Source organism: Ruegeria sp. CH10, from assembly GCF_056537125.1.
This window is the reverse complement of sequence record NZ_JBQFQY010000001.1, coordinates 819,078-843,407: the sequence shown is the minus strand read 5'-3', so window position 1 is coordinate 843,407 and position 24,330 is coordinate 819,078. Positions and strand designations below refer to the sequence as shown.

The window sequence follows — 24,330 nt, the reverse complement described above, 5'->3', positions numbered from 1 at the left end:
ACCCTCACATCTGATACCGGCGCATCCGGGTCTGGATGCCGAAAAGGTAGATACAAACGCCCACCAGAATGATCGCGAACATTGCCCCTGCGATGGCCGACCCCATATGCGGATCGCCCAGTTGCAGCTGGAAGCCAAAGAAGGTGCGGTACATGAAGGTGCCCAGGATATCGGTCGAGAAATCCGGTCCCGCCAGCGCGCCTTGGGCGGCATAGATCAGGTCGAACGCGTTGAAATTGCCCACGAAGGTCAGGATCGAGATAATCCCGATCGAGGGCAGGATCAGCGGCAGCTTGATTTTCCAAAACGCCGAAGCCCCTGTGATGCCGTCAATCTCTCCGGCCTCAAGGATTTCTTCGGGAATGGTCAGCAGGGCGGCATAGATCAGCATCATCGGGATGCCCACGAATTGCCAGACCGAGATCAGCGCCAGCGTGGTCAGCGCATATTCCTCTTTGCCCAGCCACGGTGCGAACAGGGATTTCAGGCCCACCGCGTCCAGCATTGACGGTGCGATGCCCCAGATGGGAGACAGGATCAGTTTCCAGGCAAAGCCCACGATCACAAAGCTCAGGATCGTCGGGATGAAAATCGCTGACCGATAGAGCGCTGAGAACCGCAGGCGTGGATGGCTGAGCAGGGCCGCCAGTGCGATCCCGATGGGGTTCTGCACCAGCATATGGATCAGGAAGAACCAGAAGTTGTTGCCCAAAGCGTTCCAGAACTGCTCGGACCAGATGGGATCGAAAAACAGGGTTTGAAAGTTCTGCAAGCCCACGAACACACGGCTTTGGTCCACCTCGGAATAAAGCGCCAGCCGCAGCGTGTTGAACAGCGGGAAAATCATCACCGCCGTATAGACCAGCACAGCAGGGGCCAGAAACACGACGATATGCCAGCGGAAGCGGGGGCGGTTCATGGGTCAGCTTTCAAAGGGGTTTCGGGTGTACCCGGGCGGGCGTTTCCGCCCGGGTAGGTGGTCAGTTTACTGATGCGGGGCGTACCAGGAGGCCAGGCCCTCTTGCAGTTCGGCGCCCAGTTCCTCGGGCGATTTGGCGCCCTTGATGGCGGCAACAGATGCGCCCCAGGTCTCGTTCTCAAGGTTCGGAGTACCGCGCGACAGGATTTGATAGGTCGAGCGGATGGTCGATTCACACTCATCCCGCCAGCCGACGATTTCCTTGGCCAGCGGATCCTGCAGTTCAACAGGCGTGCTGGACAGCGGGAAGAAACCGGGCAGGGCGTTGCCAAAGATCTCGGCGAACTCGGGGCTTGCGACCCAAGACAGGAAGGTTTCGGCCGCTTCGGGGTTCTCGGTGGCGGCGTTCATGCCGATGCCGATATCAGTGTGGTCCGAGATATAGCAGGTATCGCCCGCGTTGCGGACCGGCGGCTTGAACGCGCCCATTTCGAAATCGGCCAGCCCGTTGAAGCCAGAGATTTCCCACGATCCGGCGGGATAGATCGCGGCGCGGCCCAGTGTGAAGATGTTTTGGCTGTCGGGATAGGTCTGCGCCTCATAGCCGTCGCCCATATATTCACCCCAACGGGCCAGCGTGGCGTAGGGTGCGGTCCATGCCTCATCCGTCAGCTTCTGTTCACCGGCGATCAGGGCCTGGCGGCCTTCTTCACCTTTCCAGTAGTTGGGCCCGATGTTGTTGTAGCCCATCGTGGCTGCTTCCCACTGGTCGTTGGTACCCATCGCAATCGGGATATAGGTGCCGTCTTCCTTGATCTTGTCCAGCGCGGCAAAGAACTCATCCTCGGTGGTGGGAACCTCGATGCCCAGCTCGTTGAAGGCGTCCTTGTTGTAGATGAAGCCGTGGATGACCGAGGCCATCGGAACGCAGAAGCTGACCGCGCCGTCGTCGGTCTGCCATGCCGATTTGGCCACGTCCGAGAAATTGCCCATCGCTTCGACACCCGACAGATCGGTCAGGTGACCCGCCTCATACAGCGCCAGCGAGGCGTCGAAGGGGCGGCAGGTGATCAGGTCGCCGGCAGAACCCGCGTCCAGTTTCGAGTTCAGAACCGCGTTGTATTCCGCCGGGGCGGACGGGGTAAACTGAACTTTAATACCGGGATGGGCGGCCTCGAACGCCGGAATGATCTGGTCCTGCCACAAGGTCAGGTCATCGTTGCGCCAGCTTTCGATGGTCAGGGTCACGTCTTCGGCCATCGCGCTTGTGGCCATCAGGGTCGTGCCCAGCAAGGCCAGTTTCAGGTTCTTGTATTTCATAGGTAGTCTCCCGGTTGATTGTTATACGTTTTCGGTCAAAGCGGCGGCCAGAATGCCATCTGTTGCGGTCAGCTTTGCGCAGGCTTCGTCATGCGACAGGCCATGTGCGGCGATCAGGATGGCGGGTTTGACGTCCCCGCCCGCAGCCGCCAGCGCCTGTCGCGCGGTGTCCGCGTCAACCTTGGCGACCCGCGCGACGATCCCGGCGGCGCGGGCCCGCAGCTTGTCATTGTCGGCACGCAGATTGACCATCATGCCGCCGTGAACATGCCCAAGCTCGACCGCCATCAGCGAGGACAGCATGTTCAGCGCGATCTTCTGCGCCGTTCCCGCCCCCATGCGGGTCGAGCCTGAGATCAGCTCCGGCGGCGTGGCCAGCAGGATCGGAATGTCTGCGCCCTGCAACAGTGGGCTGCCTGCGTTGTTGGCGATGCCGATGACTGTTGTGTTGCATGCCCGGGCAATCTCCATCGCCGCCAGTGTATAGGGCGTGGACCCGCTGGCCGAGACGGCGATCACGGTGTCCGTGGGGCCGAGCGTGCTTAAGGCGGTCTCAAGATCATCGGTACCGTCTTCAGCAGTGCCCGGCATCTCGACCCCTGTCGGCAGGCCGCCCGCCATATGAATGCGCAGACGGGCAGGGGGGATTGAGAACGTGCCCCCCAACTCTTGCGCATCTGCCGCCGCCATCAACCCGGACGAGCCTGCGGCGACATAGTGCAATATGCCACCCGCGCGGATCGTCTGGGCCATGGCGCGCGCTCCGTGAGTGATGGTGTCCAACGCATCGCGAATGGCGGCGGCAGCTGCGATCTGACCTTCTGCCAAGGCAAGCGCCGCGACGTGCAGATTACCTTTGGTCAGGCGATCGGCATCCGGGTGCAATTGTTCGGTCAGCGGCAGCGTCAAGAGAATCCCCCATGTTTGCGTTATACGATACCTATCTAATACCACTTGTCCATTCTTTTCTTTTGATATGAAATTCCCCTAGGTTTTTCAACTTTCTATAACGCTAATTAAGGCTGAGAAGCGAGAATTGGGCTTCCTTAATAGCCAAAGGTATTATAATGGTATTGCCATGACTGAGTCTCAGAATAATGCCATTCTGGCCATCGATGGCGGGGGAACGCGGTGCCGGGTTGCCTGTGAAATCAATGGCGTGACCTATAGTGTTGAAACCGGATCAGCCAATGTTTCGTCCGATTTTGACGGGGCGCTTGTGCAGATTCGCGCGGGGTTGGATGCGCTGTCCCAGCAGGTTGCCGTCGACCCATCCGAGATGTCCGCCTGGCCTGCCTTTGTCGGTCTGGCCGGCGTGACTGATGGGGATATCGCAGAGCGTCTGCGGGACGCGCTGGGGTTGGCCTGCGCACGGGTCGAGGATGATCGCCCCGCTGCCGTTCGCGCTGCGCTGGGCGCAGAGGATGGTCTGGTTGCCCATTGCGGCACCGGCTCGTTCCTGGCCGTCCAATCCGGGGGCAAGATGCGGTTGGCTGGGGGCTGGGGCTCGGTTCTGGGGGATGAGGCGTCGGCCCAGTGGGTGGGGCGCCGGGCATTGTCTGAAACGCTGGATGCCTGTGATGGAACACAAGAGCAGACCGATCTGACCCAAGGGCTACTGAACCGGTTCGATGGAACGGCGGGCATTGTGGCCTTTGCGGGCTCGGCGACGCCTGCCGCGTTTGGTGCGCTGGCACCACGTGTCACATCCGCCGCCCAAAAAGGCGATGCGGTCGCACTGCGGGTTATGCAAGGCGGGGCCGACTACATTGCCCAGACCGCCCACCGGCTGGGGTGGCAATCGGGCGGCGCGATTTGCCTGACCGGCGGAATTGCCCGGCACTATGCGCCCTATCTGCCTGAGGCCATGCAATCGACCATCCGACCCCCATTGGCCGAGCCGCTGGTTGGCGCCTTGGCCCTTGCGAAGGAGATACGGCATGAGCATCGCTGAGTTCCTGCGCGCCGATCACTGGCTGAGCCCGGACAAAGGTCCGCGCTATGTTCAGCTGCGTCGCAGGCTGCAAGAGGGGATCGACACCGGGGTGCTGGCCCCTAACGCATCCCTTCCGTCCGAGCGTGAGTTGGTGGAAATTACCGACTTGTCCCGTGTCACGGTGCGCAAAGCAATTCAGGAACTGGTGCAGGAAGGGGTCATTGAACAGCGTCAGGGCTCAGGCTCGTTCATCCGCGAACGCGTGCCGCGGGTTGAGCAATCGCTGACGCATCTGACCTCATTCACCGAGGATATGTCGAGCCGGGGCATGCGCACGACCTCGAAATGGTTGGAACGGGGTGTTTTTGCCCCGACGCGCGAAGAGATCGCAGCGCTGAGCCTGAAAGACGGCGAACAGATCGCGCGCATCTATCGTCTGCGCGAGGCGGATGGCCGACCGCTGGCGCTGGAGCGCGCTGCGCTGCCGCTGGACATTCTGCCCAATCCTATTGAAGTCACGACCTCTCTGTACGAGGTGTTGGACGATCTGGGCCGCAGACCGGTGCGGGCGGTGCAGAAAATCTCGGCCCTCAACCTGGCCGCGCGCGAGGCGGAGTTGCTGGATGTCCCCGAAGGGGCCGCCGGGCTGAATATCGAACGGATTTCATTCCTCAAAAACGGGCGGGTCGCGGAACTTACCCGCTCGCTCTATCGCGGTGACGCTTATGATTTCGTCGCCGAATTGCGTTTGTAACCGGAAAGGCCGGAACAGAATGTCTGAACACAGCTCGAAAATGCGTCAGGAAATCCTTGAGATTCCTGATGCCGTGGACCGCCTTTTGACCAATGGGGCCGCCAATATTCGCGATGCGGCGGCGCAGGTCCGTCAGGGTGATCCCCGGTTTATGATAACGGTCGCGCGGGGGTCATCCGATCACGCCTGCCTCTACCTGAAATATGCGGCTGAATTGCTGTTGAACCTGCCGGTGGCCTCGGTGGGGCCGTCAGTCAATTCGATCTATGGCACCGACCTGCGGGCAGCAGGTGCGGTGTGTCTTTCGGTGTCGCAATCGGGGCAAAGCCCTGACATCGTGGGGATGACGCGGTCGCTGAAATCGTCAGGCGGGGTGACGGTTGCGATTACCAATAACGAAAGCTCTCGGTTGGCGGGGGTGACAGACGCGGTGCTGCCCTTGCATGCCGGGCCAGAGCTGAGCGTGGCCGCGACCAAGACCTTTGTCACCTCGCTGGTGTCCGGGCTGTGGTTGCTGGCCGAGATCAAGGGGGATGGCGAATTGTTGGCGGCGATCCAGCGCTTGCCCGGGCATCTGTCACAGGCGGCGCAGAATGACTGGTCGGCGGCGGCCAAGGCGATCACGGGACGGTCCTTGTTTACACTGGGGCGGGGGCCGTCTTTTGCGATGTCGAATGAGGCGGCATTGAAGATCAAGGAAACCTGCCAGATCCACGCCGAAAGCTATTCCGCAGCCGAGGTTCTGCACGGCCCGGTTTCGATAGTGGACGAAGGGTTTCCCACCATCGTCTTTGCCGCCGGGGACGCCGCCGAGCAGACGACCGCCGATGCGGCGGACGCGTTGGCGGGCAAGGGGGCCACGGTGTTTGCTGCCACTGATCGCGTGACCCGGGCGCACAGCTTGCCCGTGACGCGCACAGACCACTGGCTGACCGATCCGATCACGACGATCACCTCATTTTATTCTATGGTCGAGGCCGTGGCCCGCGCCCATGGGATCGATCCCGACGCCCCACGCCATCTGAGAAAGGTGACCGAGACGGTATGACCACAGGTTCACTTACATTCCGCAACGGGGCCCTGTTTGACGGCCGGCTTTTGCACCTCGATCAGACATTTGTCTTTCGCGACGGTGTGCTGGTCGAGAATGCGCCGGATCGGAAGGATAACGCCGAAGGGCAGGTGATCGATCTGAACGGCGACATCCTGTGCCCCGGATATGTTGATTTGCAGGTCAACGGCGGCGATGGGGTGATGTTCAACGACGACCCTTCGGTCGATACGATCCGCCGGATTGCCAGCGCGCATCGCCGCCTTGGCGTGGCCTCTTTCCTGCCGACGCTGATCACCGACACGCCCGAAAAAACACAAGCTGCCATCGCCGCAGCGATAGAGGCCGTGCGCGACGGCGTTCCCGGCGTGGCAGGTCTGCATCTTGAAGGGCCGCATTTGTCTGTGGCGCGCAAGGGTGCGCATGACGGTAGTTTGATTCGACCGATGGACGAGGATGATCTGGCCGCGCTGGTGGTGGCAGCGGCGAAATTGCCCTGCCTGAAGGTGACGCTTGCCCCGGAATCGGTGACAGAGGCGCAGGTACGGCAGCTCGCGGATTCGGGCATCCTGATCTCGCTGGGGCATACGAACGCTGATTTTGCCACATGTCAGCGCTATGCGGCGGCGGGTGCGCGCTGTGTCACCCACCTGTTCAATGCCATGAGCCAGATGGGCAACCGAGAGCCCGGCCTTGTCGGGGCCGCTTTGGCCAATGGCAGGTTGTCGGCAGGTTTGATCGCCGATGGCATTCATGTCCACCCTCAGGTTATGCGGGCGGCGTGGGCTGCCAAAACTGCGCCCGGTCAGGTTTTTCTGGTCAGCGATGCCATGGCGGTCGCCGGAACGGATCAGGCCGAGTTTCAGCTGGAAGGCCGCCGCATAACCCGGCGTGACGGGCGTCTGACGCTTGAGGACGGGACATTGGCTGGCGCCGATCTGGACTTGACCACGGCCATCCGCACGCTTGTGACGCAAGTGGACGTGCCGTTGCAGGACGCGCTGGCCGCAGCGACCAGCTATCCGGCCTCTCTGATCGGTCTGCCGATCAAACAGCCATTGCGCTACGACGCCCTGATCCGGATTTCGTCGGATTTGACCGGCTGTGGCTGGCTGCCAAAGCCGGGCTAAATCTGCGGCTTTTGCAGGTTGAACCAGCAAGGGCAGAAATTGATTTTCGCGGTCGAACGACGCTTGACGCCATCTGGTGCATCGCTTAAACCGACCGACGCTGAGCGGGCGTCGTATACTGGCTATTACCTCAGCCTTCCAAGCTGATGAAGCGGGTTCGATTCCCGCCGCCCGCTCCAAGTCAGCCCCGAAATTCTGCGTCAAATGGCCCTGATCAGTGGTCGTTTTTCACCTGCTGCTTGACCCGGCCCGTTGCGACCGCCAAGAAGCTAGGACTTGAACGCGAACCAAAGTTAAGGCCCACGCATGGCAAGAAGAGCCTCAGCCAGTCCAGAGCAGCAATCTGCACCAGGGGCCAGCGAAGAACGCGCCGGGTCCAAGAAAATTGGTGTCCTTGGGTCGTTATGGCCGTTCATGCTGCCCTATCGTTTGCTGATGATTGGTGCGACTTTGGCCTTGGTCGTGACAGCCAGCATGACCCTGACCCTGCCGCTGGCTGTGCGACGTGTGGTTGACAATTTCCGCATCGAAGATGGTGAATTGCTGGATTGGTATTTTCTGGCCGCCTTGGGCATCGCGGGTGTCCTCGCGGTTGGCACCGGACTGCGCTATGCGCTGGTGACGCGGCTGGGTGAGCGTGTGGTGGCCGACATCCGCAAGGCGGTGTTCGACCGGGTCATCGGCATGAGCCCCGAGTTTTACGAACGCATCATGACCGGAGAGGTCCTGAGCCGCATCACCACGGATACAACGCTGATCCAGTCGGTGCTGGGCTCGTCCGTCTCCATCGCGCTGCGCAATATGCTGTTGTTCATCGGCGGTCTGGTTCTGATGCTGCTGACCTCGGCCAAGCTGACCGGGCTGGTGCTGTTGCTGATCCCTGTTGTGGTGGTGCCTATTCTGTTGTTGGGGCGGCGTCTGCGGGTGATCAGCCGTGAAAACCAGGACTGGATCGCGGCCTCATCCGGCAATGCGGGCGAGGCGCTGAGCGCGGTGCAAACCGTGCAGGCCTTCACCCACGAAAAGGCCAGCCGCAAACTGTTCGGCGATATGACAGAAACCTCGTTTGTCGTTTCGCTGCGCCGTATTCAAACCCGCGCTGTTCTGACGGTCATCGTGATTTTTCTGGTCTTCTCGGGCATCGTCGGCGTGCTGTGGATGGGCGCAAACGACGTCCGCAACGGTGTGATGACCGAGGGTGTGCTGATCCAGTTCGTCATATATTCGATCATCATGGCGGGGTCCGTTGCGGCCCTGTCCGAGATCTGGAGCGAGCTGCAACGCGCCGCCGGCGCGACCGAGCGTCTGGTTGAACTGCTGAATGCGCAGGACGCTGTTGTTGACCCGGCCAAACCGGCTGCTCTGCCCACGCCGCTGCGCGGGGAAATCCGGTTCGAAGATGTGACTTTCCGCTATCCGTCGCGACCCGACATCGTGGTGCTGGACGATATGACCTTGCAGGTCAATCCGGGGGAGACCATCGCCTTTGTCGGCCCGTCAGGTGCAGGCAAGACAACCGTGATCCAGATGATCCAGCGGTTTTATGACCCAACCTCGGGACAGGTGAAGCTGGACGGGATCGACCTGCGCGACATCGACCGCGCCGATTTCCGGCGTCATATGGCGCTGGTGCCACAGGACCCGGTGATCTTTGCCGCCTCGGCCCGCGAGAACATCCGCTTTGGCCGTCTTGATGCCTCAGATGCCGAGGTCGAGGCCGCCGCCCGCGCCGCCGCCGCGCATGATTTCATCGCGGCCTTGCCCGAAGGCTATGACAGCTTTGTGGGTGAGCGCGGCGTGATGCTGTCCGGGGGGCAGAAACAACGTATCGCCATCGCCCGCGCGATCCTGCGCGACGCGCCTGTCCTGCTGCTGGATGAGGCGACCTCGGCCCTGGATGCAGAAAGTGAGCGCGCGGTACAGGGGGCGGTGGACCAGATGCGCGCCGGGCGCACGACACTGATCGTGGCGCATCGTCTGGCGACGGTGAAAAAGGCCGACCGGATCGTGGTGATGGAGGCCGGCCGTATCGTGGCCCAAGGCACCCATGACGATTTGGTGGCGCAGGATGGTCTTTACGCCCGTCTGGCGCGGCTGCAGTTCACCGATGGCGTCGCGGCCGAATAACGTGACGTAGGGCAAAACCCGTCGCGCCGTAGCGTAATTCTATCCCTTTGTGGCCTGCGCAGCTAAGCCCTTTCTTGAACCTGCACGATTTTGCTTCCATCTTGGCGGTGGACACAAAACTCGTGCCGGACACGGGAGAGATAAGGGAGGAACCACATGGCCTTTGTGGGAATGGAAGACAAGATACAGATGGAGCAGGAAATGTCGTGGGAGGAGCGCGACGTTCCGGTCACTTTCCATCAATTGCTCTCACGCACGGCCGAGAAGTTTCCCAACAATAACGCGATCAGTTTTCAGATCTTCTCGGGCCCGACCGACAAGGCCGAAACGCTGACCTGGTCTGACCTGCTGGGCAAGGTCAATCAGGCGGCCAACCTGTTCCGCTCGCTGGGGGTGGGCGAAAAGGACGTGGTGGCCTATGTGCTGCCGAACTGTAATGAGACGCTGATCACCATGATGGGCGGTGCGGTGGCCGGGATCGTCAACCCGATCAACCCGCTGCTTGAGCCCGAGCAAATCGCCGCGATCCTGCGCGAAACCGGGGCCAAGGTGGTGGTGACGCTGAAATCTTTCCCCAAGACGGATGTGGCGCAAAAGGTCGAAGAGGCCGTACGGCATGCCCCCAAGGTCGGCACCATTTTGGAAATCGACCTCAACCGCTATCTGACGCCGCCAAAGTCGTGGATCGTGCCTTTCCTGCGCCCCAAGATGGGCGACAAAGAACATCTTGCCCACGCAAACTACAAGAATTTCAATCACGAGCTGGCCAAACAGCCTACCACGCTGACATTCGAAGACAGCAAGGAAGACCGCGTCGCCTGTTACTTCCACACCGGTGGTACGACCGGCATGCCCAAGGTGGCGCAGCACAAATATTCCGGCCTGATCTACAATGGCTGGCTGGGCAATACGCTGCTGTTTGACGAGAATGACGTGATCATGTGCCCGCTGCCCATGTTCCACGTCTTTGCGGTGCATGTGATTGTTATGGCTGCCGTGTCCTCGGGGGCGCATGTGATCTTCCCGACGCCGCAGGGCTATCGCGGCGATGGCGTGTTCGACAATTTCTGGAAACTGATCGAACGCTGGAAAGTCAGCTTCATCATCACCGTTCCCACCGCGATTGCCGCCAAGATGCAGCGCCCAGTGGATGCGGATATTTCCAGTGTGAAAACGGCGTTTTCGGGCTCGGCCCCGCTGCCGGTCGAACTGTTCCGCCGCTTTGAGGAAGCAACCGGCGTCACCATCGTCGAAGGCTATGGCCTGACCGAGGCCACCTGTCTGGTGTCGTGCAACCCGGTGGATGGTGAGAAAAAGATCGGCTCGATCGGGATTCCCTTCCCCTATACGGATGTCAAAATCCTGCAGGACGGGCCTGATGGACCTGTGGAATCCCCCGCCAACGAAATCGGTGAAATCTGCATCTCGAACCCCGGTGTTTACGCGGGCAATACCTATACCGAGGCCGAAAAGAACGTGAACCTTTACCACTATGACAAGTACCTGCGTACAGGCGATCTTGGGCGGTTCGACGAGGATGGGTATCTGTGGATCACGGGTCGCGCCAAGGATCTGATCATTCGCGGTGGCCACAATATCGACCCGGCCGAGATCGAAGAGGCCCTGCTGGGTCACGACGCGGTCGCCTTTGCGGGGGCTATCGGCCAGCCGGATGCGTATTCGGGTGAAGTGCCTTGTGCCTTTGTCGAACTGGTCGAAGGCGCCAGCGTGACCGAGAAAGAGCTGATGGAGTATTGCGGCGTCCATGTGCATGAACGCGCGGCGCAGCCTAAACATATGACTATTCTGGACGAGCTGCCGAAAACCGCTGTGGGCAAGGTTTTCAAGCCCGAACTGCGCAAACAGGCGATCACGCGCATCTATAACGGCGCGCTGGAAGAGGCGGGGCTGGGCGCGCGTGTCGTGTCCGTGATCGACGACAAGAAACGAGGGCTTGTTGCACAGCTTGACGCCAACGGCGCATCCGACGACGATGTCAGCAAAGTGCTGGGGTCATTCACCCGGCCGTGGGAATGGGCTGACTAACCGCCGGAGGGACAATGGATTATGAACGTCTGATCGATGAAGAAACCTGGACGTTCATAAGACGAACGGCGGAAAGCTATCCGGACGATGCGGTTGATCTGACGATTGAGGATCAACGCCGCGTTTACAACGCAATGTGCAAGGTTTTCCGCCAACCCCGGCCCGACGGGCTTGAGGTTAACGACAGGTCGGGGATGGGCGTCCCCGTTCGGGTGTATTCGGCAGGCGATCCGACGCGCACGGTCGTCTATTTCCACGGGGGCGGTTTTGTTGTTGGCGGGCTGGACAGCCATGATGATGTCTGCGCCGAGATTTGTGCGCAGACCGGATACCGGGTTGTGGCCGTCGATTACCGTTTAAGCCCCGAGAATGCGCATCCCGCCCAGTTTCAGGACAGCTGGATCGCGACCAATTGGGCCGCGACCGAATTTGGCGATCCGTTGATCCTGGCAGGCGACAGCGCGGGCGGGAACCTTGCCGCCTCTGTCGCGCATCATGCGCGTGGGCGGTTGAATGACGTTCTGGGGCAGGTGCTGATCTATCCGGGGCTGGGCGGGGATCGCTCAGCCGGGTCGTACATCGAACATGCCCACGCGCCGCTTTTGACGCTGGAGGACATCGTTTTCTATGAACAGATGCGCTGCGATGGTGCGCCGCCCACAGATGACCCAACCTATGCACCCCTGCAGGACACCGATTTCTCGGGCCTGCCGCCAACCGTGGTGGTGACGGCAGATTGTGATCCGCTGCGCGACGACGGGGCGATCTATTGCGAACAGATCACGGTAGCGGGCGGGCGGGCGCATTGGATCAACGAGCCAGGTTTGGTGCATGGCTATCTGCGGGCGCGAACCTCGGTCAAACGCGCCGCAGACAGCTTTGAGCGGATATCGGTCGCCATTGAGGCATTGGGCCAGCAGGTCTGGCCCTACGACTGATCCCCCTTACGTCAGGAAGGGCGTGGCCTTCATCGTGTCAGCAATCGGTGCCCCCATACGGCGCAGGATCGTAGGGGCCAGTTGCAGTTGGTCGATCACCGTGTCGGCCTCGGGTCCGTCTGCATCGCCAAAGTAATACAGCGCGGTTTCCTGTTGCAGCGGACTGCGCCCCCCGTGATGGCCACGTTCGTCCTGACCGTGGTCGGCGGTTACGATGACGTCATAGCCCAACTGCCGCCAGCGCGGGATGAAGGGGGCCAGCATCTCGTCCATGACAAAACAAGCGTGGTCCATTTCCTCGCAGTCGTGAAAAAAGCGGTGGCCCATGCTGTCCAGCGTGCAGGTGTGCAGGATGCCGTAGTCCAGGCCGAACCGCAGGCACATATTCGTCAACTGGGCGAACAGGTCCACGTCACACGGCGTCATCTGGTTCGCCTTGTTGTACGCGGTCATCGAGTGGAACCGACCGTGGTTGATGGTCTTGCTGTCCGGTTCGTCATATTCCACGTCGCGGACGTAATCGAAGGGGTGGCGGTTAAAGAACTGCGACCAATAGCTGTGGGTGACCGCCCCTGTCACACCCCCGGCTTCGCGCACCTGGCTGAAAACGTCCTTGTGGCTCAGGCGAAAGACGTTGCCATTGCCGGTGCAGCCATGTTCCTGCGGGGTGACGCCCGTGTGGATCGAGGCATAGCAACTGGCCGAAGTTGAGGGCAGGACCGCGCGCAGTTTCCAAACCCGCGCTTCACCACTGTCGACCCACCCTTCGAGATTACCGAACAACCGGCGAAAGTTGCGCCACGGGACACCGTCCAGAATGATGAGGAGGAGTTTGCGGTCCATCGTCTGACCCTTTTCTTTAGAAGTTCAGCCAAGCCTATGAGATTCGCAGCCCGCAAGCCGCCTGTTCGCGCCCCGAATAGCAAAATCCCGACACCTGTTTGTGACAAGCGCCGGGATTTCTTTGTTTTCTGGGCGGGCTCAGTTCCCGGCGCTTTCCATTTTGCGGTGGGCGACAACCTCTTCCAGCCAGCCCAGATGCATTTCCGGGACAGAGCTGAGCAGCAGGTCCGTATAGTCGTCGAACGGCGGGCTCAGCACCTCGCTCTTGGACCCGTACCGCGCCACGCGGCCTTGATACATCACCGCGATACTGTCGCTGATGGCCCGTACCGTTGCCAGATCGTGGGTGATGAACAGATAGGCCACATCCTCGATCTGTTGCAGGTCCAGCAGCAGTTTCAGGATGCCATCCGCCACCAGCGGGTCCAGCGCCGAGGTGACCTCATCACAGATGATCATCTTGGGCTTGGCCGCCAGCGAGCGCGCGATGCAGACACGCTGTTTCTGACCACCGGACAGCTCGGCCGGATAGCGATCGATGAACTTTTCGCCCAGTTCGATCTCATCAAGCAACTCGATAACGCGTTTGCGTTTCTCGTCCCCGCGCATGTTGAAGTAGAACTCCAGCGGGCGGCCGATGATCGTGCCCACGGTCTGACGCGGGTTCATCGCCACGTCAGCCATCTGGTAGATCATCTGCAACTCGCGCAGGTCCTCAAGCGAGCGCCCTTTCAGATCGGGGCTCAGCTTGCGCCCGTTAAAGGTGATCTCGCCGTCGCGCGGCGGCAACAGACCGGTGATCACCCGCGCCAGCGTGGACTTGCCCGAGCCGGACTCCCCCACAACCGCCAGGGTCTGCCCCGGATGAAGCTCGACATTGACGTTGTGCAGCACGTCGAAATTCAACCCTTTATAGCGCGCGGTGATACCGTCAACGCTGAGCACCGGTTCCGATGTGGGCTTTTTCTCTTCATGCTCGATGGACCGGACCGAGACGAGCGCCTTGGTATAGTCCTCTTGCGGGTTGTTGATGATCTGGTCGGTGTTGCCATATTCGACCGTGTTGCCCATCCGCAGAACCATGATGTCGTCGCTGACCTGCGCCACGACCGCCAGATCGTGCGTGATGTAGAGCGCGGCAACGCCGGTATCTGCGATGGCCTCTTTGATCGCCATCAGAACGTCGATCTGTGTGGTCACGTCCAGCGCTGTTGTGGGTTCGTCAAACACCACCAGATCAGGTTCGGGGCACAGGGCCAGCGCCGTCATGCAGCGCTGCAGCTGACCACCGGACACCTGGTGCGGATAGCGGTTGCCGATATTGTCCGGGTCGGGCAGACCCAGCTTGGCAAACAACTCACGCGCGCGGGCCTCGGCCTGTTTGCGGCTGAACTTCTTCTGCTCGACTGCGGCCTCGACCACCTGATCCATGATCTTTTTGGCGGGGTTGAACGACGCGGCGGCGGATTGGGACACATATGTGACCTCACCCCCGCGAAGCTTGCGGATGTCGCCAAAGGACGTCTTCAGGATGTCACGCCCGTTGATCCAGACCTCACCGCCGGTGATCTTCACGCCGCCCCGGCCATAGGCCATCGAGGCCAGACCGATGGTGGACTTACCAGCCCCGGATTCGCCGATCAGACCCAGGACCTTGCCGGGTTCGAGGTCAAAGCTGACCCCGTGCACGATCTCGATGTCATGGGGCTTTTCGCCCGGCGGATAGACGGTCGCGCCGATCTTGAGGTCGCGGACCTTGAGAAGGGTATCACTCATCCCCGGCCTCCTTTCAGCGATGTGGTACGGTTCAGAACCCAGTCAGCCACAAGATTGACCGAGATCGCCAGCGTCGCGATGGCCACAGCCGGGTACAACGCCGCGCCGATACCATAGACGATACCATCTTTGTTTTCCTTCACGATGCCACCCCAGTCAGCCAGCGGCGGCTGAACGCCCAGGCCCAGGAAGGACAGGGTCGAGATGAAGAGGACCATGAAGATGAACCGCAGCCCGAACTCCGCCACCAGCGGTGACAGGGCATTGGGCAGGATCTCGCGGAAGATGATCCACATGCGACCCTCACCGCGTAGCTTGGCGGCCTCAACATAATCCATCACGTTGATGTCCACCGCGACCGACCGCGACAGGCGATAGGGGCGTGTGGCGTCCAGCAGGCCCATCACCAGAATCAGGATCGGAACGGTGACCGGAACAATCGCCAGGATCACCAGCGCCAGGATCAGCGTCGGGATCGACATGATCAGGTCAACCGTCCGGCTGAGCACCTGATCCGCCCATCCGCCCAGAACAGCGGCCAACAGACCCAGAGAGGTGCCGGTGACAAAGCTGAGGATCGTGGCGGCGGCGGCGATAAAGATCGTCGTGCGCCCGCCATAGATCATGCGCGTCAGCAGATCGCGCCCAATGTTGTCGGTGCCCAGAAGATGCTTGGCGCTGGAGGGCTCCCACACGTCGCCGACCACTTCGGCCATGCCATAGGGGGCGATCAGCGGGGCGGCGAAGGCGATGAAGAAATACAGCCCGGTAAAGAACAGACCGATCATTGCCGAAATAGGGATATTCTTCATCATTTCGGATGCCTCAGTCTTGGGTTGGCAAGGATCGATACGATGTCAGCCACCATGTTCAGCCCGATATAGACGGCGGCAAAAACCACGCCGCAGGCCAGAACAACCGGCACGTCACGTTTCGTCACCGAGTCCACCAGATATTGACCCATGCCGGGATAGACGAACACCACCTCAACCACGACGACGCCGACGACCAGATAGGCCAGGTTCAGCATCACAACGTTGACGATGGGCGAGATCGCGTTCGGGAAAGCATGGCGCGCGATGACCTGAAAGTTCGACAGGCCCTTCAGCTCGGCGGTTTCGATATAGGCCGATTGCATCAGGTTCAGGATCGCGGCGCGGGTCATGCGCATCATCTGCGCCAGAACCACCAGCGTCAGGACGAATGCGGGCAGCGCGATGGCGTTCAGCTTTTCACCGAACGACATGGAATCGTTGATCATCGCCAGCGATGAGAACCATCCCAGTTTCACCGACACGAAGTAGATCACCACATAACCGATCAGGAATTCCGGTATCGAAACCGTGGTCAGGGTGATCGCAGAAATCAGTTTATCCGGCCAGCGATTGCGGTACCGGACGGCCAGAAGGCCCAGAAAGATGGCAAGCGGAACCGACACGATCGCAGCGGCACAGGCCAGGAACAGCGTGTTGCCCAGACGTTTTCCGATGCTTTCGGCGATGTCCAGCTTGTTGGTCAGGGACTGACCCAGATCGCCCTGCAAAATGCCACCCAGCCATTCGAAATAGCGGGTCAGGGCAGGGCGGTTGAGGCCCATTTCCTCGCGCAGGTTTGCCAGCGCTTCGGGGGTTGCGGATTGTCCAAGGACAGCTTGCGCCGCGTCCCCGGGAAGGGCTTCGGTGAGGCCGAAAATCAGAGCCGATGCACCGAAGAGGAGCAGGAGTCCCAGCGCAACGCGCTGGGAAACCAATTTGACGATAGGATGCATGATCCGTGGGTCCTATCAGGCGAACCACAGTTTGCGGGACATGTTGCCGTTCATCATTTCCTGGGTCGGGTCGCTTTCCCAACCGGCCAGCTGGTTGCTGACGCCTTCGACAAAGTCGTTGAACATCGGGCAGATCAGGCCGCCTTCGTTGCGGACCATCTGACCCATCTGGCTGTAGATGTCCTTGCGCTTGTCGTTGTCCAGCTCGGCACGGGCCTGGAACAGCATCTCGTCAAAGGCCGGAACCTTGAACCGGGTGTCGTTCCAGTCTGCGCTCGACAGATAGGCGGTCGAGTACATCTGATCCTGCACCGGACGCCCGCCCCAGTAGGACGCGCAGAAGGGCTGAACGTTCCAGACCTCGGACCAGTAGCCATCATTGGGCTCACGCTTGATTTCCAGCGGGATACCGGCCTGAGCCGCCGTCTGCTGGAACAGCGCAGCCGCGTCCACCGCACCCGGGAAGGCGCCATCGGCCACGCGCAGGATGATGGGCGAGCCGTCATGGCCGGACTTCTTGTAATGCTCGGCTGCTTTTTCGACGCTGAACTCGCGCTGCGGGATCGAGCCGTCGAACAGCGGATAGGCTGCGTTGACCGGCATGTCGTTGCCCACGGTGCCATAGCCGCGCAGAACCTTGTCGACCAGTTCCTGACGGTTGATCGCATGTTTCAGCGCCAGACGCAGCTCGTTCTGATCGAACGGCGCGGTGTCGCAATGCATGATGAACACATAGTGCCCACGACCGGCGGTCGAATGCACGGTCAGGTTGGGCGCGCGGCCCAACAGGTCAGCCACTTTGGGCTCGACCCGGTTGATCGCGTGAACCTGACCGGATTGCAGCGCCGCCGTCCGGGCGGTGGCATCGTTGATCACAACCACTTCGACACTGTCGAAGTTTCCGAAATCCGGGTTCCAGTGGTTGGCGAATTTCTTGTAGACGTGGCGCACGCCGGGTTCGTTGACTTCAACCTGATAGGGGCCGGTGCCGATGCCTGCGGCCGGGTCGTCCATGCCGCCATCGGGCTGAACGATCAGGTGATAGTCAGCCATCAGATAGGGAAGGTCGGCGTTCGGCTCGGTCAGGGTGACCTGGAAGTTGTCGCCATCGGCCTTCATCGATTCGATGCCCTTCATGATGCCCAGGGCACCGGACTTGGAATCTTCGTTCGAATGACGCTGCATGGTTTTCAGCACGTCTTCGCTGGTCATGGTCTTGCCATTGTGGAACTCGACACCCTGACGCAGCTTGAAGGTCCAGACCTTGGCGTCCGCGCTGCCTTCAACGCTTTCGGCCAAGCGGGGTTCGATTGTGCCATCTGGTGCAACTTCGACCAGTTGATCGCCGAATTGCTTACCATTCTGGAACGGAACTGAGCTGGCATAGGTCGCCGGGTCCAGCGAGTTGGTGGATTCGCCACCCTGCAAGCCCAGCTTCAGATCGCCACCTTTCTTCGGACCTGCCGCGCGTGCAGCATCGGCAAACATGGTGCTGGCGACGGCGGCGGACACGCCCAGAGCCGCGGCTTTGCCCATGAATTCACGGCGGGTCAGCTTGCCAGCTGTCACCTGACTTGTCATGTGAGTGATTTGTTCGTTCATTGTGGTCTCCCGGTTGATTGGATTATTGCCCTTGAGGGCTTTTTATTGACGCATGAGTCAAAGTAGGCGGAATTCGGTTGAGCGGGCAAGGACAAATGTCCGGCCGGCATATCTGCGAATATCACATTTGATCGCGTGGAACGGCATCCTCCAGTTGCTTTGTTGATACCAGTTTGTCCCCCTCAAACGCGTCCAGACGAGCCTTGAGGTAGAAGGTGTCCTTGTCCGACCACATCTCGCAGGAGGTTTCGGTGCGCAGGTCGATTTGGCCGCGGCGGACTTCCTGCGTCCATTTGCAATAGCCCTTTGCCGACAAGGGATCATCGGGGTGGATGGTCCAGCGTTCAAAGGCGGTTCCACCATGGATCAGGCCGTGGTCTTCGTTCTGGGCCAGACCAAAATCATCCTCGATGATCAGATGGGTTTCACCCGTGTTCATATCGGTTTCCACCCGCCGCGCATTCTTTGGCTCACGTATTGCGGTGCGGTTCAGCGGTGTTGCCGCCTCGGGCGGTGGGAATGCGTATTCGTCAGCGTCCGACGGGCGTTGCGGCAGGGTGATCTCACCCCCGGTCAGGTGCAGTTCGGCGCGTTCGGGTGAGGGCCAGATCAGCGGCCAGTAGGCGCTGGAGATCGCGACCCGCAGCCTGTGCCCCTTGGGCACGCGATAGGCGATGTGGTCCAGATCCAGCGTCACATCATAAGCGGTGCCCGGGATCAGTGGGGTCGGTTCCGCGTGGCTGTCAAGATGGGACAGGTTCAGCACGCCATAGGTGATCCGCGTCGACGCTCCGTCCGGGTGCACGTGGTTCAGTCGAACGGCGATCTGGGCTTGGGGGCGGTCGGCGCTCAGCCGCAGGTGGATGCGCGGGGCGCCGACGATGTCCATATCCTGATCCAGCGGCGCGCCGTCGAAACAGGCGGATAGCGCGTCATCCGCGCGCTGATCCCCCGGCATGTCCGGCCCCAGCCAGATGGCGCAGAATTCACCACTTTCCAAGCCGCAGGTTTGCGGCGATTGTACACGCGTATCCAGTGGGCCATCGCGCCCAAGCCCGGCATCAGACAGGGCCAGCGCCAGCGTCGATAGATGCGAGGTGGCACCCTCGGCCTCGGCAATCCATCGCCCTGACCGTTCGCTATACCAGCGCTGAGGGCGGACACCGTCCATCAGATAGGCGCGGTAATCGGGGTCGTTCTCGACGCCGGTGTCGTGACCTTTCAACCAATGATCCCACCAGCGCAGCGCCTCTTGCAGAAAGCCGATCCGGGGTTCGGGCACCGCGAAATGCGGGTACTTATGCACCCACGGGCCCACAATGCCTTTGACGGGCGCGGTCAGCTCCTCGACCAGCAGCGGGACGGTGTTCTTGTAGGAATCGCCCCATCCGCCAACAGCCAGCGTAGCCGCCTTGATTGCGCTGAAGTCTTCACAGATCGAGCCGTGTTGCCAATAGGCATCCCGCCTTTGATGGCGCAGCCAGACCGAGGGCAAAAACGGCTCATGCTTTAACCGGTCCAACCAAAGCTCACGCCAGTTCGGGCGCAGATCGGGGTCGGGCGGGCGCGAAGAATAGGACCACATCGTCGCGCCCCAGCCCAGGTTCTCATTCAGAAGACAGCCACCTTTGTAGTGGATGTCGTCGGCATAACGATCCGCGGTCGAACACAGAGTGATGATTGCCTTCAGCGGTTCGGGTTGCAGGGAGGCCACCTGCAGCGCGTTGAACCCGCCCCAGCTAATCCCCATCATGCCAACCGCGCCGGTGCACCAGGGCTGCTGCGCCAGCCAGTTGATGGTCGAGACGGCATCGTCCAGCTCTTGCTGGGTGTATTCATCCTCCATCAACCCTTCGCTGTCGCCATTGCCGCGCATGTCGACACGGATGCAGGCATAGCCGCGCTCGGCAAACCAAGGGTGGGTCAGGGCATCGCGCACCGTGGTGCCGTCGCGCTTGCGATAGGGCAGAAACTCCAGAATGGCGGGAACGGGATGTTCATCCGCATCCGTCGGACGCCAGACACGCGCCGACAGGCGGCAGCCAAACGGCATCTCGATCCCTATGTCAGGAAGATCTTCTATGGTGCGTAGCGCATTGGCAGGCAGCGTCATGTGATAAGTGTCCGAGGGAATCGCAATTCAGGTTCGGTGAAAATCGTCAGATCATTCGCGGATTGCGACAAGCACATCCATTACATTTGTCCCGGTGGGCCCGGTGACCAGCAACGCTCCGACCTTGTCCAGATAGCTGCCACTGTCTGCCAGCTTCAGGGCCTGCTCTGCCCCATCGCCCCAGGTGGTACCATCAACAACGGCCCCTGCCGCCGATGTGGGGCCATCGGTGCCGTCGGTTCCGCCGACAACGACCATCAGGCCCTCTGTCCCGGCAATCTCATGCGCCAGGGCAAGGGCCAACCCCTGATTACGCCCGCCGCGTCCGGGGTTTTCGGGCAGGACGACCGTGGGTTCCCCGCCAAAGACCATGACGCCCTTGGGCATGGTGCGCAGGCGCTCCCCCAGATTTGTGGCAACGTTCAGGAAGTCGTCGTGCAGGCATTCTTCGTTGGCCAAAACCGTCAGGCCCGCCTCCTGCGCCAGATCGACTGCTGCCGCGCGGGCATGGGCGTTCGACGCGACGATCTGAGTGCTGGCCTCAAACGGGCAGCTATCGGGTAGGGCGCCGATCCCCGATCCGATCACATTCAGGTCGTCCCCCGGCACGTCCGAGATCGCCAGAACCGTCGCTTTCGCGCCCTTGAAATGGGACAGCAACCCGCCGCCCTTGATCCGCGACAGCTTGCGTCGTTCGGTGTTCATGGCAGTGATGTCCAGCCCCTCGGCCAGCAGTCTTTTGTTCAACTGCTCCAGATCGGCAAGCGTTTTGCCGGGCACCAAATCCTCGGCCAATGAGGACGCGCCCCCCGAGACCAGCAACAGCAGATGCGTGCCCGGCTGCATCGCCTCGACCGCCTCTCGCAGGGCCTGGCCGCCTTGCAGGCTGCGCGCGTCCGGCACGGGATGAGAGGCTTCGATCACCTTCACATGATCCGGCAGGTCGCGCCCGTGATCGTCCTTGGTGACAACCAGTGTGGGGCGCGGGCCATAATGTTCCAAGGCTGCGCGGGCCATGGCAGCGGCCGGTTTGCCCACGGCAAGTATCTGATCGGGCGCGGGAATATCGCCTAGCGCCTTGCGGGTCGCCGCGTGGCCCCCCACCGCATCAACACCGGCCTGCCAGATGTTAATTGCCTGTTCTTTTCTGTCCATCAACTTTCCATCCAAATCGTGACCGGCCCGTCATTGACCAGTTCAACTTTCATATCCGCACCAAATGCGCCGGTTTCGACGGGCACGCCATGGGCCGCAAGACGCTGGGCGAAAATCTCATACAGGTGTTTGCCCAGATCCGGCGGGGCGGCCTCGGAAAAACCGGGCCGGTTACCGCGCGAGGTATCGGCAGCCAGCGTGAATTGGCTGATCACCAGCGCCGAGCCTTCGATGTCTTTCACCGAGCGGTTCATCTTACCCGCGTCATCCTTGAAGATCCGCAGTTTCGAGATTTTGGCCGCCAGTTGATCCGCCTTGCCTTCGTCATCGCCCTGCATCGCACAGACCAGAATCATCAGGCCCGGCCCGGTCCGGCCAATGACCTGACCATCGACTGAAACGCTGGCGCTGGACACCCTTTGTAAGACCGCGCGCATCTTTACTCTCCGACCGATACGGAGTTTAGCCCTGCCATTGGACGAGCTCCTCTAGCCCGGCGCGGTCGGTTCGAAACCCGTTGGCCGGGTGGTCCTTGTCCGCATAGCCAAATGAGATACCGCACAGGATCAGGCGATCCTCGGGGATGTCAAAAAAGCGCCGCAGAAACGGGCCGTAGCTGGCCAATGCCGCCTGAGGGATCGTGGCGATGCCAAGCGCCTGGGCGGCCAGTGAAAACGCAGTCACAAAGCCACCGCAATCCAGCGCCCCATAGGCACCCAGTTCCGCCGGGCTGGACAGGATCGCGCAATGCGGTGCCCCGAATAGCGAAAAATTCTGCATCATCTGTCGGGCCGACGCCGCGCGGTCGCCCCGTTCCACTCCGACCGCCTCGTACAAGGCCCAGCCGCAGGCGCGGCGGCGGTCCTGATAGACCCCGGTATAGGATGCCGGAAAGGGCAGGTCCGGGGCGGGCGCGCCGGTCATCGCCTCGGCCTGCATCGCGTCGCGAAACCGGTCGGTCTCGGCCCCGCTGGTGACAATCACATGCCAGGGTTGGGCGTTGCACCAGCTTGGCACGCGCGCGGCACTGGTCAGGATTTGTTCGATCTGATCTTTGGGAACCTGATCCGGCAGGAAAGCACGACATGAATGGCGCGCGCTTAGCAACTGATTCAGATCGGATAAAGTCACACGGCCCTCCCCACCCGATGTTGACGCGGCGCAGAATGGCGTCTGCTCGGGCGAAGTTCAAGCGCTAACAGCTTGCGCGCTCTAAGGTGCCGCCTTTACTGAGACGTTGCCATCAAATACCCGACACCGGCGGCCACCAGCAGGCCCAGAATGACCGCGATGGTGATCTTGATGGCCGACCAGGGGCGTTCCCCCTGCACGCGGCCCGTGCGCCCGTTCACCACAAAGCGATAGGTTTGGCCGCGGTATTTGTAAGCCGCCAACCAGACCGGCAGCAGGATGTGTTTGAAGGTGACATCCCGCACATCGGTATCGATCGCATGTATCCGCTGGCGGTCGCCGCCTATGTCAAACCGCACGTCCCGCTCAATCACTCGCGCCATTTGACCGCGCGCCTCGGCATAGCCTTCCTGCAGCTCGACCGTATAGGCTTCGGCCCGGAAACCGGCCAGATATTGCGGCTGATAAGGCTCCAGCGCGGGCAGGTCCCAGGGCTCTAACGCGTCCGTGTATGTCTTGGGCAGAGAGTGTGAGGCCAGCACCAGCACATCGTCAAAGAACCGTTTGACCCGCCCGGATTTTGGCGACCAGCGCACCTTGGGAACCTGCTGCTGCACCCGCTTGCCATCGCGCATGACGGTCCGGGTCTCATAGTAAACCGTGCCGCGTTCCCCGCGATAGCTGGATTGCGTATCCGCATCAAAGGTCCAGTAGGGCACATAGATCCCCTGCATCCTGCGCCCCTTGCGGGCATAGTCCTTGAGCCCGTTCGGCGCGAACCAGAGCCGCCCCAGCCAATCGCCCATCGCCTTGTGCGCCGTGCGTTCATCCAGCGCAAACGGCAGCACGCCACGCGGTTTGATATGCCGATTCACCCCGGTATCCGTCACCACAGGCGTGGCACAAAACGGGCATTCCGCCGCATGGGTGGCCGGGTCGAACTCGACCTGAGCGGCGCAGTTGGGGCAGGAAAGAACGCGCGTTTCCTCAATCTCGCTGTCGGGCAGGCGGTCGGCGACGGCGGCATCGAAATCCAGTTCTTTCAGGCTGGCTCCGCCCCATGGGCCAGCGCTGATAGCGTCCGAATGCCCGCAATGGTCACAGGTCAGCGTGCCGTCGGTCGGGTTGAATCGGTAATCCGCGCCGCATTGCTCACACGGGAATCTGTGTTCTTCGGTCATCGCTGAACCTCGGCAGGCCGAACAGGCTTTCCCGGGCCGATGATTGAGCGGATCACGACAGCCACGAAGATGCAAACGGCAATAAACAAGAGAGAGTTATGCGCCAGAACCTGCCATCCATAAGGCGTCAGTATACCATCAACAGATTTCACGAAATCGCCGCCCCCGATTTGAGAATCGAAATTATCGTTGTGCGATTGATGCCATCCTCTTAGCCGACCGATTGCAATACTCAGCAGAACAAGACCTGTGCTGATCGCTCCCCCCCAACTAGCTGCCCGGAAAAAAGTAACCGGCTTGCGCATCATCTTACGCAGGGCGGGTGCGACGAAAACCCATGCGATCAGAAAAGCCGAGGGCACACCAAATAAGGTCAATAACTGAAATAGAGACCACAGAGTGGCGTCCCATCCGCTTTGGAAAAGATCAAAAAGCATCGGCGCGCCAATAACGCAAAACCATCCGAGTATTGCGCTCAAGTTAATGGCGCGCCTGATCTCTTGCTGCGAATACGCGGATATGTCGGCTTTCGCCGTCACC

The 24,330-nt window shown here is 60.9% G+C and carries 21 protein-coding genes and 1 tRNA gene; 8 read left to right on the top strand and 14 right to left on the bottom strand.

Translation table 11 applies throughout. The features are described 5' to 3' along the window. Positions 1-4 precede the first annotated feature (4 nt). From ACRZ94_RS04205 to ACRZ94_RS04195, 3 genes are all read right to left on the bottom strand, one after another. The gene (locus ACRZ94_RS04205; RefSeq protein ID WP_480650183.1) at positions 5-919 is read right to left on the bottom strand and encodes a carbohydrate ABC transporter permease; all 915 of its coding nucleotides are present in this window, start codon (positions 917-919) and stop codon (positions 5-7) included. Between the two features lie 66 nt (positions 920-985). Continuing rightward, complete coding sequence (locus ACRZ94_RS04200) at positions 986-2,239, bottom strand: ABC transporter substrate-binding protein (RefSeq protein ID WP_480796741.1); 1,254 nt, start codon at positions 2,237-2,239, stop codon at positions 986-988. 21 nt (positions 2,240-2,260) lie between these two features. Next, positions 2,261-3,148 (bottom strand): N-acetylmuramic acid 6-phosphate etherase, encoded by an 888-nt coding sequence (locus ACRZ94_RS04195; RefSeq protein WP_480796740.1) that lies wholly within the window; start codon positions 3,146-3,148, stop codon positions 2,261-2,263. Between the two features lie 169 nt (positions 3,149-3,317). Here ACRZ94_RS04195 and ACRZ94_RS04190 point away from each other — a divergent pair, with 169 nt between their 5' ends. From ACRZ94_RS04190 to ACRZ94_RS04155, 8 genes are all read left to right on the top strand, one after another. Beyond that, positions 3,318-4,193 carry a glucosamine kinase nucleotide-binding domain-containing protein gene (locus ACRZ94_RS04190; protein ID WP_480796739.1) on the top strand — a complete coding sequence of 292 codons (876 nt, stop codon included), beginning with the start codon at positions 3,318-3,320 and terminating at the stop codon, positions 4,191-4,193. After that, positions 4,180-4,929, top strand: a complete 750-nt coding sequence (locus ACRZ94_RS04185) for a GntR family transcriptional regulator (protein WP_480796738.1) — start codon at positions 4,180-4,182, stop codon at positions 4,927-4,929. The genes ACRZ94_RS04190 and ACRZ94_RS04185 overlap by 14 nt, the downstream gene beginning before the upstream one ends. A 19-nt stretch (positions 4,930-4,948) precedes the next feature. Continuing rightward, entirely contained in the window at positions 4,949-5,977 is a 1,029-nt protein-coding gene (locus ACRZ94_RS04180; protein WP_480796737.1) for an SIS domain-containing protein, read from the top strand. Continuing rightward, positions 5,974-7,110 carry an N-acetylglucosamine-6-phosphate deacetylase gene (gene nagA / locus ACRZ94_RS04175; RefSeq protein WP_480796736.1) on the top strand — a complete coding sequence of 379 codons (1,137 nt, stop codon included), beginning with the start codon at positions 5,974-5,976 and terminating at the stop codon, positions 7,108-7,110. The genes ACRZ94_RS04180 and nagA overlap by 4 nt, the downstream gene beginning before the upstream one ends. Before the next feature lie 104 nt (positions 7,111-7,214). Next, positions 7,215-7,289 (top strand) — tRNA-Gly (locus tag ACRZ94_RS04170). A 127-nt stretch (positions 7,290-7,416) separates the two neighbouring features. Then, positions 7,417-9,237 (top strand): ABC transporter transmembrane domain-containing protein, encoded by a 1,821-nt coding sequence (locus ACRZ94_RS04165; RefSeq protein ID WP_480796735.1) that lies wholly within the window; start codon positions 7,417-7,419, stop codon positions 9,235-9,237. 156 nt (positions 9,238-9,393) lie between these two features. After that, positions 9,394-11,283, top strand: coding sequence for an acyl-CoA synthetase (locus tag ACRZ94_RS04160; RefSeq protein WP_480650191.1), 1,890 nt, complete (start codon positions 9,394-9,396; stop codon positions 11,281-11,283). A gap of 14 nt (positions 11,284-11,297) precedes the next feature. Beyond that, positions 11,298-12,221, top strand: a complete 924-nt coding sequence (locus tag ACRZ94_RS04155; protein ID WP_480796734.1) for an alpha/beta hydrolase — start codon at positions 11,298-11,300, stop codon at positions 12,219-12,221. A gap of 6 nt (positions 12,222-12,227) precedes the next feature. Here ACRZ94_RS04155 and ACRZ94_RS04150 read toward each other — a convergent pair whose 3' ends face one another. The 11 genes from ACRZ94_RS04150 to ACRZ94_RS04100 form a co-directional block, all read right to left on the bottom strand. Continuing rightward, positions 12,228-13,064, bottom strand: a complete 837-nt coding sequence (locus ACRZ94_RS04150; protein ID WP_480796733.1) for an alkaline phosphatase family protein — start codon at positions 13,062-13,064, stop codon at positions 12,228-12,230. Positions 13,065-13,202: 138 nt separating this feature from the next. Then, the gene (locus tag ACRZ94_RS04145; RefSeq protein ID WP_480796732.1) at positions 13,203-14,840 is read right to left on the bottom strand and encodes an ABC transporter ATP-binding protein; all 1,638 of its coding nucleotides are present in this window, start codon (positions 14,838-14,840) and stop codon (positions 13,203-13,205) included. Next, complete coding sequence (locus ACRZ94_RS04140; protein ID WP_480650195.1) at positions 14,837-15,652, bottom strand: ABC transporter permease; 816 nt, start codon at positions 15,650-15,652, stop codon at positions 14,837-14,839. The genes ACRZ94_RS04145 and ACRZ94_RS04140 overlap by 4 nt, the downstream gene beginning before the upstream one ends. Then, positions 15,652-16,608, bottom strand: coding sequence for an ABC transporter permease (locus ACRZ94_RS04135; RefSeq protein ID WP_480650196.1), 957 nt, complete (start codon positions 16,606-16,608; stop codon positions 15,652-15,654). Before ACRZ94_RS04135 ends, ACRZ94_RS04140 begins: the two co-directional genes overlap by 1 nt. Before the next feature lie 15 nt (positions 16,609-16,623). After that, on the bottom strand, positions 16,624-18,210 hold the full coding sequence (locus ACRZ94_RS04130) for an ABC transporter substrate-binding protein (RefSeq protein ID WP_480796731.1): 1,587 nt from the start codon (positions 18,208-18,210) through the stop codon (positions 16,624-16,626). Positions 18,211-18,331: 121 nt separating this feature from the next. Next, positions 18,332-20,323: a CocE/NonD family hydrolase gene (locus ACRZ94_RS04125; RefSeq protein ID WP_480796730.1), complete on the bottom strand. Its 1,992-nt coding sequence runs from the start codon at positions 20,321-20,323 to the stop codon at positions 18,332-18,334. Positions 20,324-20,374: 51 nt separating this feature from the next. Next, entirely contained in the window at positions 20,375-21,478 is a 1,104-nt protein-coding gene (locus ACRZ94_RS04120; protein ID WP_480796729.1) for a glycerate kinase type-2 family protein, read from the bottom strand. Beyond that, a complete protein-coding gene (dtd, locus tag ACRZ94_RS04115; RefSeq protein WP_480650200.1) occupies positions 21,478-21,915 on the bottom strand; it encodes a D-aminoacyl-tRNA deacylase in 438 nt (145 codons plus the stop codon). Before dtd ends, ACRZ94_RS04120 begins: the two co-directional genes overlap by 1 nt. Positions 21,916-21,940: 25 nt before the next feature. Then, positions 21,941-22,609 carry a nitroreductase gene (locus ACRZ94_RS04110; RefSeq protein ID WP_480650201.1) on the bottom strand — a complete coding sequence of 223 codons (669 nt, stop codon included), beginning with the start codon at positions 22,607-22,609 and terminating at the stop codon, positions 21,941-21,943. A 95-nt stretch (positions 22,610-22,704) separates the two neighbouring features. After that, a complete protein-coding gene (locus tag ACRZ94_RS04105) occupies positions 22,705-23,790 on the bottom strand; it encodes a TFIIB-type zinc finger domain-containing protein (protein ID WP_480796728.1) in 1,086 nt (361 codons plus the stop codon). Next, the gene (locus tag ACRZ94_RS04100; RefSeq protein WP_480796727.1) at positions 23,787-24,329 is read right to left on the bottom strand and encodes a hypothetical protein; all 543 of its coding nucleotides are present in this window, start codon (positions 24,327-24,329) and stop codon (positions 23,787-23,789) included. Before ACRZ94_RS04100 ends, ACRZ94_RS04105 begins: the two co-directional genes overlap by 4 nt. Position 24,330: the final 1 nt, after the last annotated feature.

Coding starts and splice junctions, on each gene's coding strand:
- ACRZ94_RS04125 (WP_480796730.1), bottom strand. CDS start 20,323: ATGACGCTGCCTGCCAATGCGCTACGCACCATAGAAGATCTTCCTGAC.
- ACRZ94_RS04105 (WP_480796728.1), bottom strand. CDS start 23,790: ATGACCGAAGAACACAGATTCCCGTGTGAGCAATGCGGCGCGGATTAC.
- ACRZ94_RS04180 (WP_480796737.1), top strand. CDS start 4,949: ATGTCTGAACACAGCTCGAAAATGCGTCAGGAAATCCTTGAGATTCCT.
- ACRZ94_RS04145 (WP_480796732.1), bottom strand. CDS start 14,840: ATGAGTGATACCCTTCTCAAGGTCCGCGACCTCAAGATCGGCGCGACC.
- ACRZ94_RS04120 (WP_480796729.1), bottom strand. CDS start 21,478: ATGGACAGAAAAGAACAGGCAATTAACATCTGGCAGGCCGGTGTTGAT.
- ACRZ94_RS04150 (WP_480796733.1), bottom strand. CDS start 13,064: ATGGACCGCAAACTCCTCCTCATCATTCTGGACGGTGTCCCGTGGCGC.
- ACRZ94_RS04135 (WP_480650196.1), bottom strand. CDS start 16,608: ATGCATCCTATCGTCAAATTGGTTTCCCAGCGCGTTGCGCTGGGACTC.
- ACRZ94_RS04140 (WP_480650195.1), bottom strand. CDS start 15,652: ATGAAGAATATCCCTATTTCGGCAATGATCGGTCTGTTCTTTACCGGG.
- ACRZ94_RS04185 (WP_480796738.1), top strand. CDS start 4,180: ATGAGCATCGCTGAGTTCCTGCGCGCCGATCACTGGCTGAGCCCGGAC.
- ACRZ94_RS04190 (WP_480796739.1), top strand. CDS start 3,318: ATGACTGAGTCTCAGAATAATGCCATTCTGGCCATCGATGGCGGGGGA.
- ACRZ94_RS04160 (WP_480650191.1), top strand. CDS start 9,394: ATGGCCTTTGTGGGAATGGAAGACAAGATACAGATGGAGCAGGAAATG.
- ACRZ94_RS04165 (WP_480796735.1), top strand. CDS start 7,417: ATGGCAAGAAGAGCCTCAGCCAGTCCAGAGCAGCAATCTGCACCAGGG.
- dtd (WP_480650200.1), bottom strand. CDS start 21,915: ATGCGCGCGGTCTTACAAAGGGTGTCCAGCGCCAGCGTTTCAGTCGAT.
- ACRZ94_RS04155 (WP_480796734.1), top strand. CDS start 11,298: ATGGATTATGAACGTCTGATCGATGAAGAAACCTGGACGTTCATAAGA.
- nagA (WP_480796736.1), top strand. CDS start 5,974: ATGACCACAGGTTCACTTACATTCCGCAACGGGGCCCTGTTTGACGGC.
- ACRZ94_RS04205 (WP_480650183.1), bottom strand. CDS start 919: ATGAACCGCCCCCGCTTCCGCTGGCATATCGTCGTGTTTCTGGCCCCT.
- ACRZ94_RS04130 (WP_480796731.1), bottom strand. CDS start 18,210: ATGAACGAACAAATCACTCACATGACAAGTCAGGTGACAGCTGGCAAG.
- ACRZ94_RS04200 (WP_480796741.1), bottom strand. CDS start 2,239: ATGAAATACAAGAACCTGAAACTGGCCTTGCTGGGCACGACCCTGATG.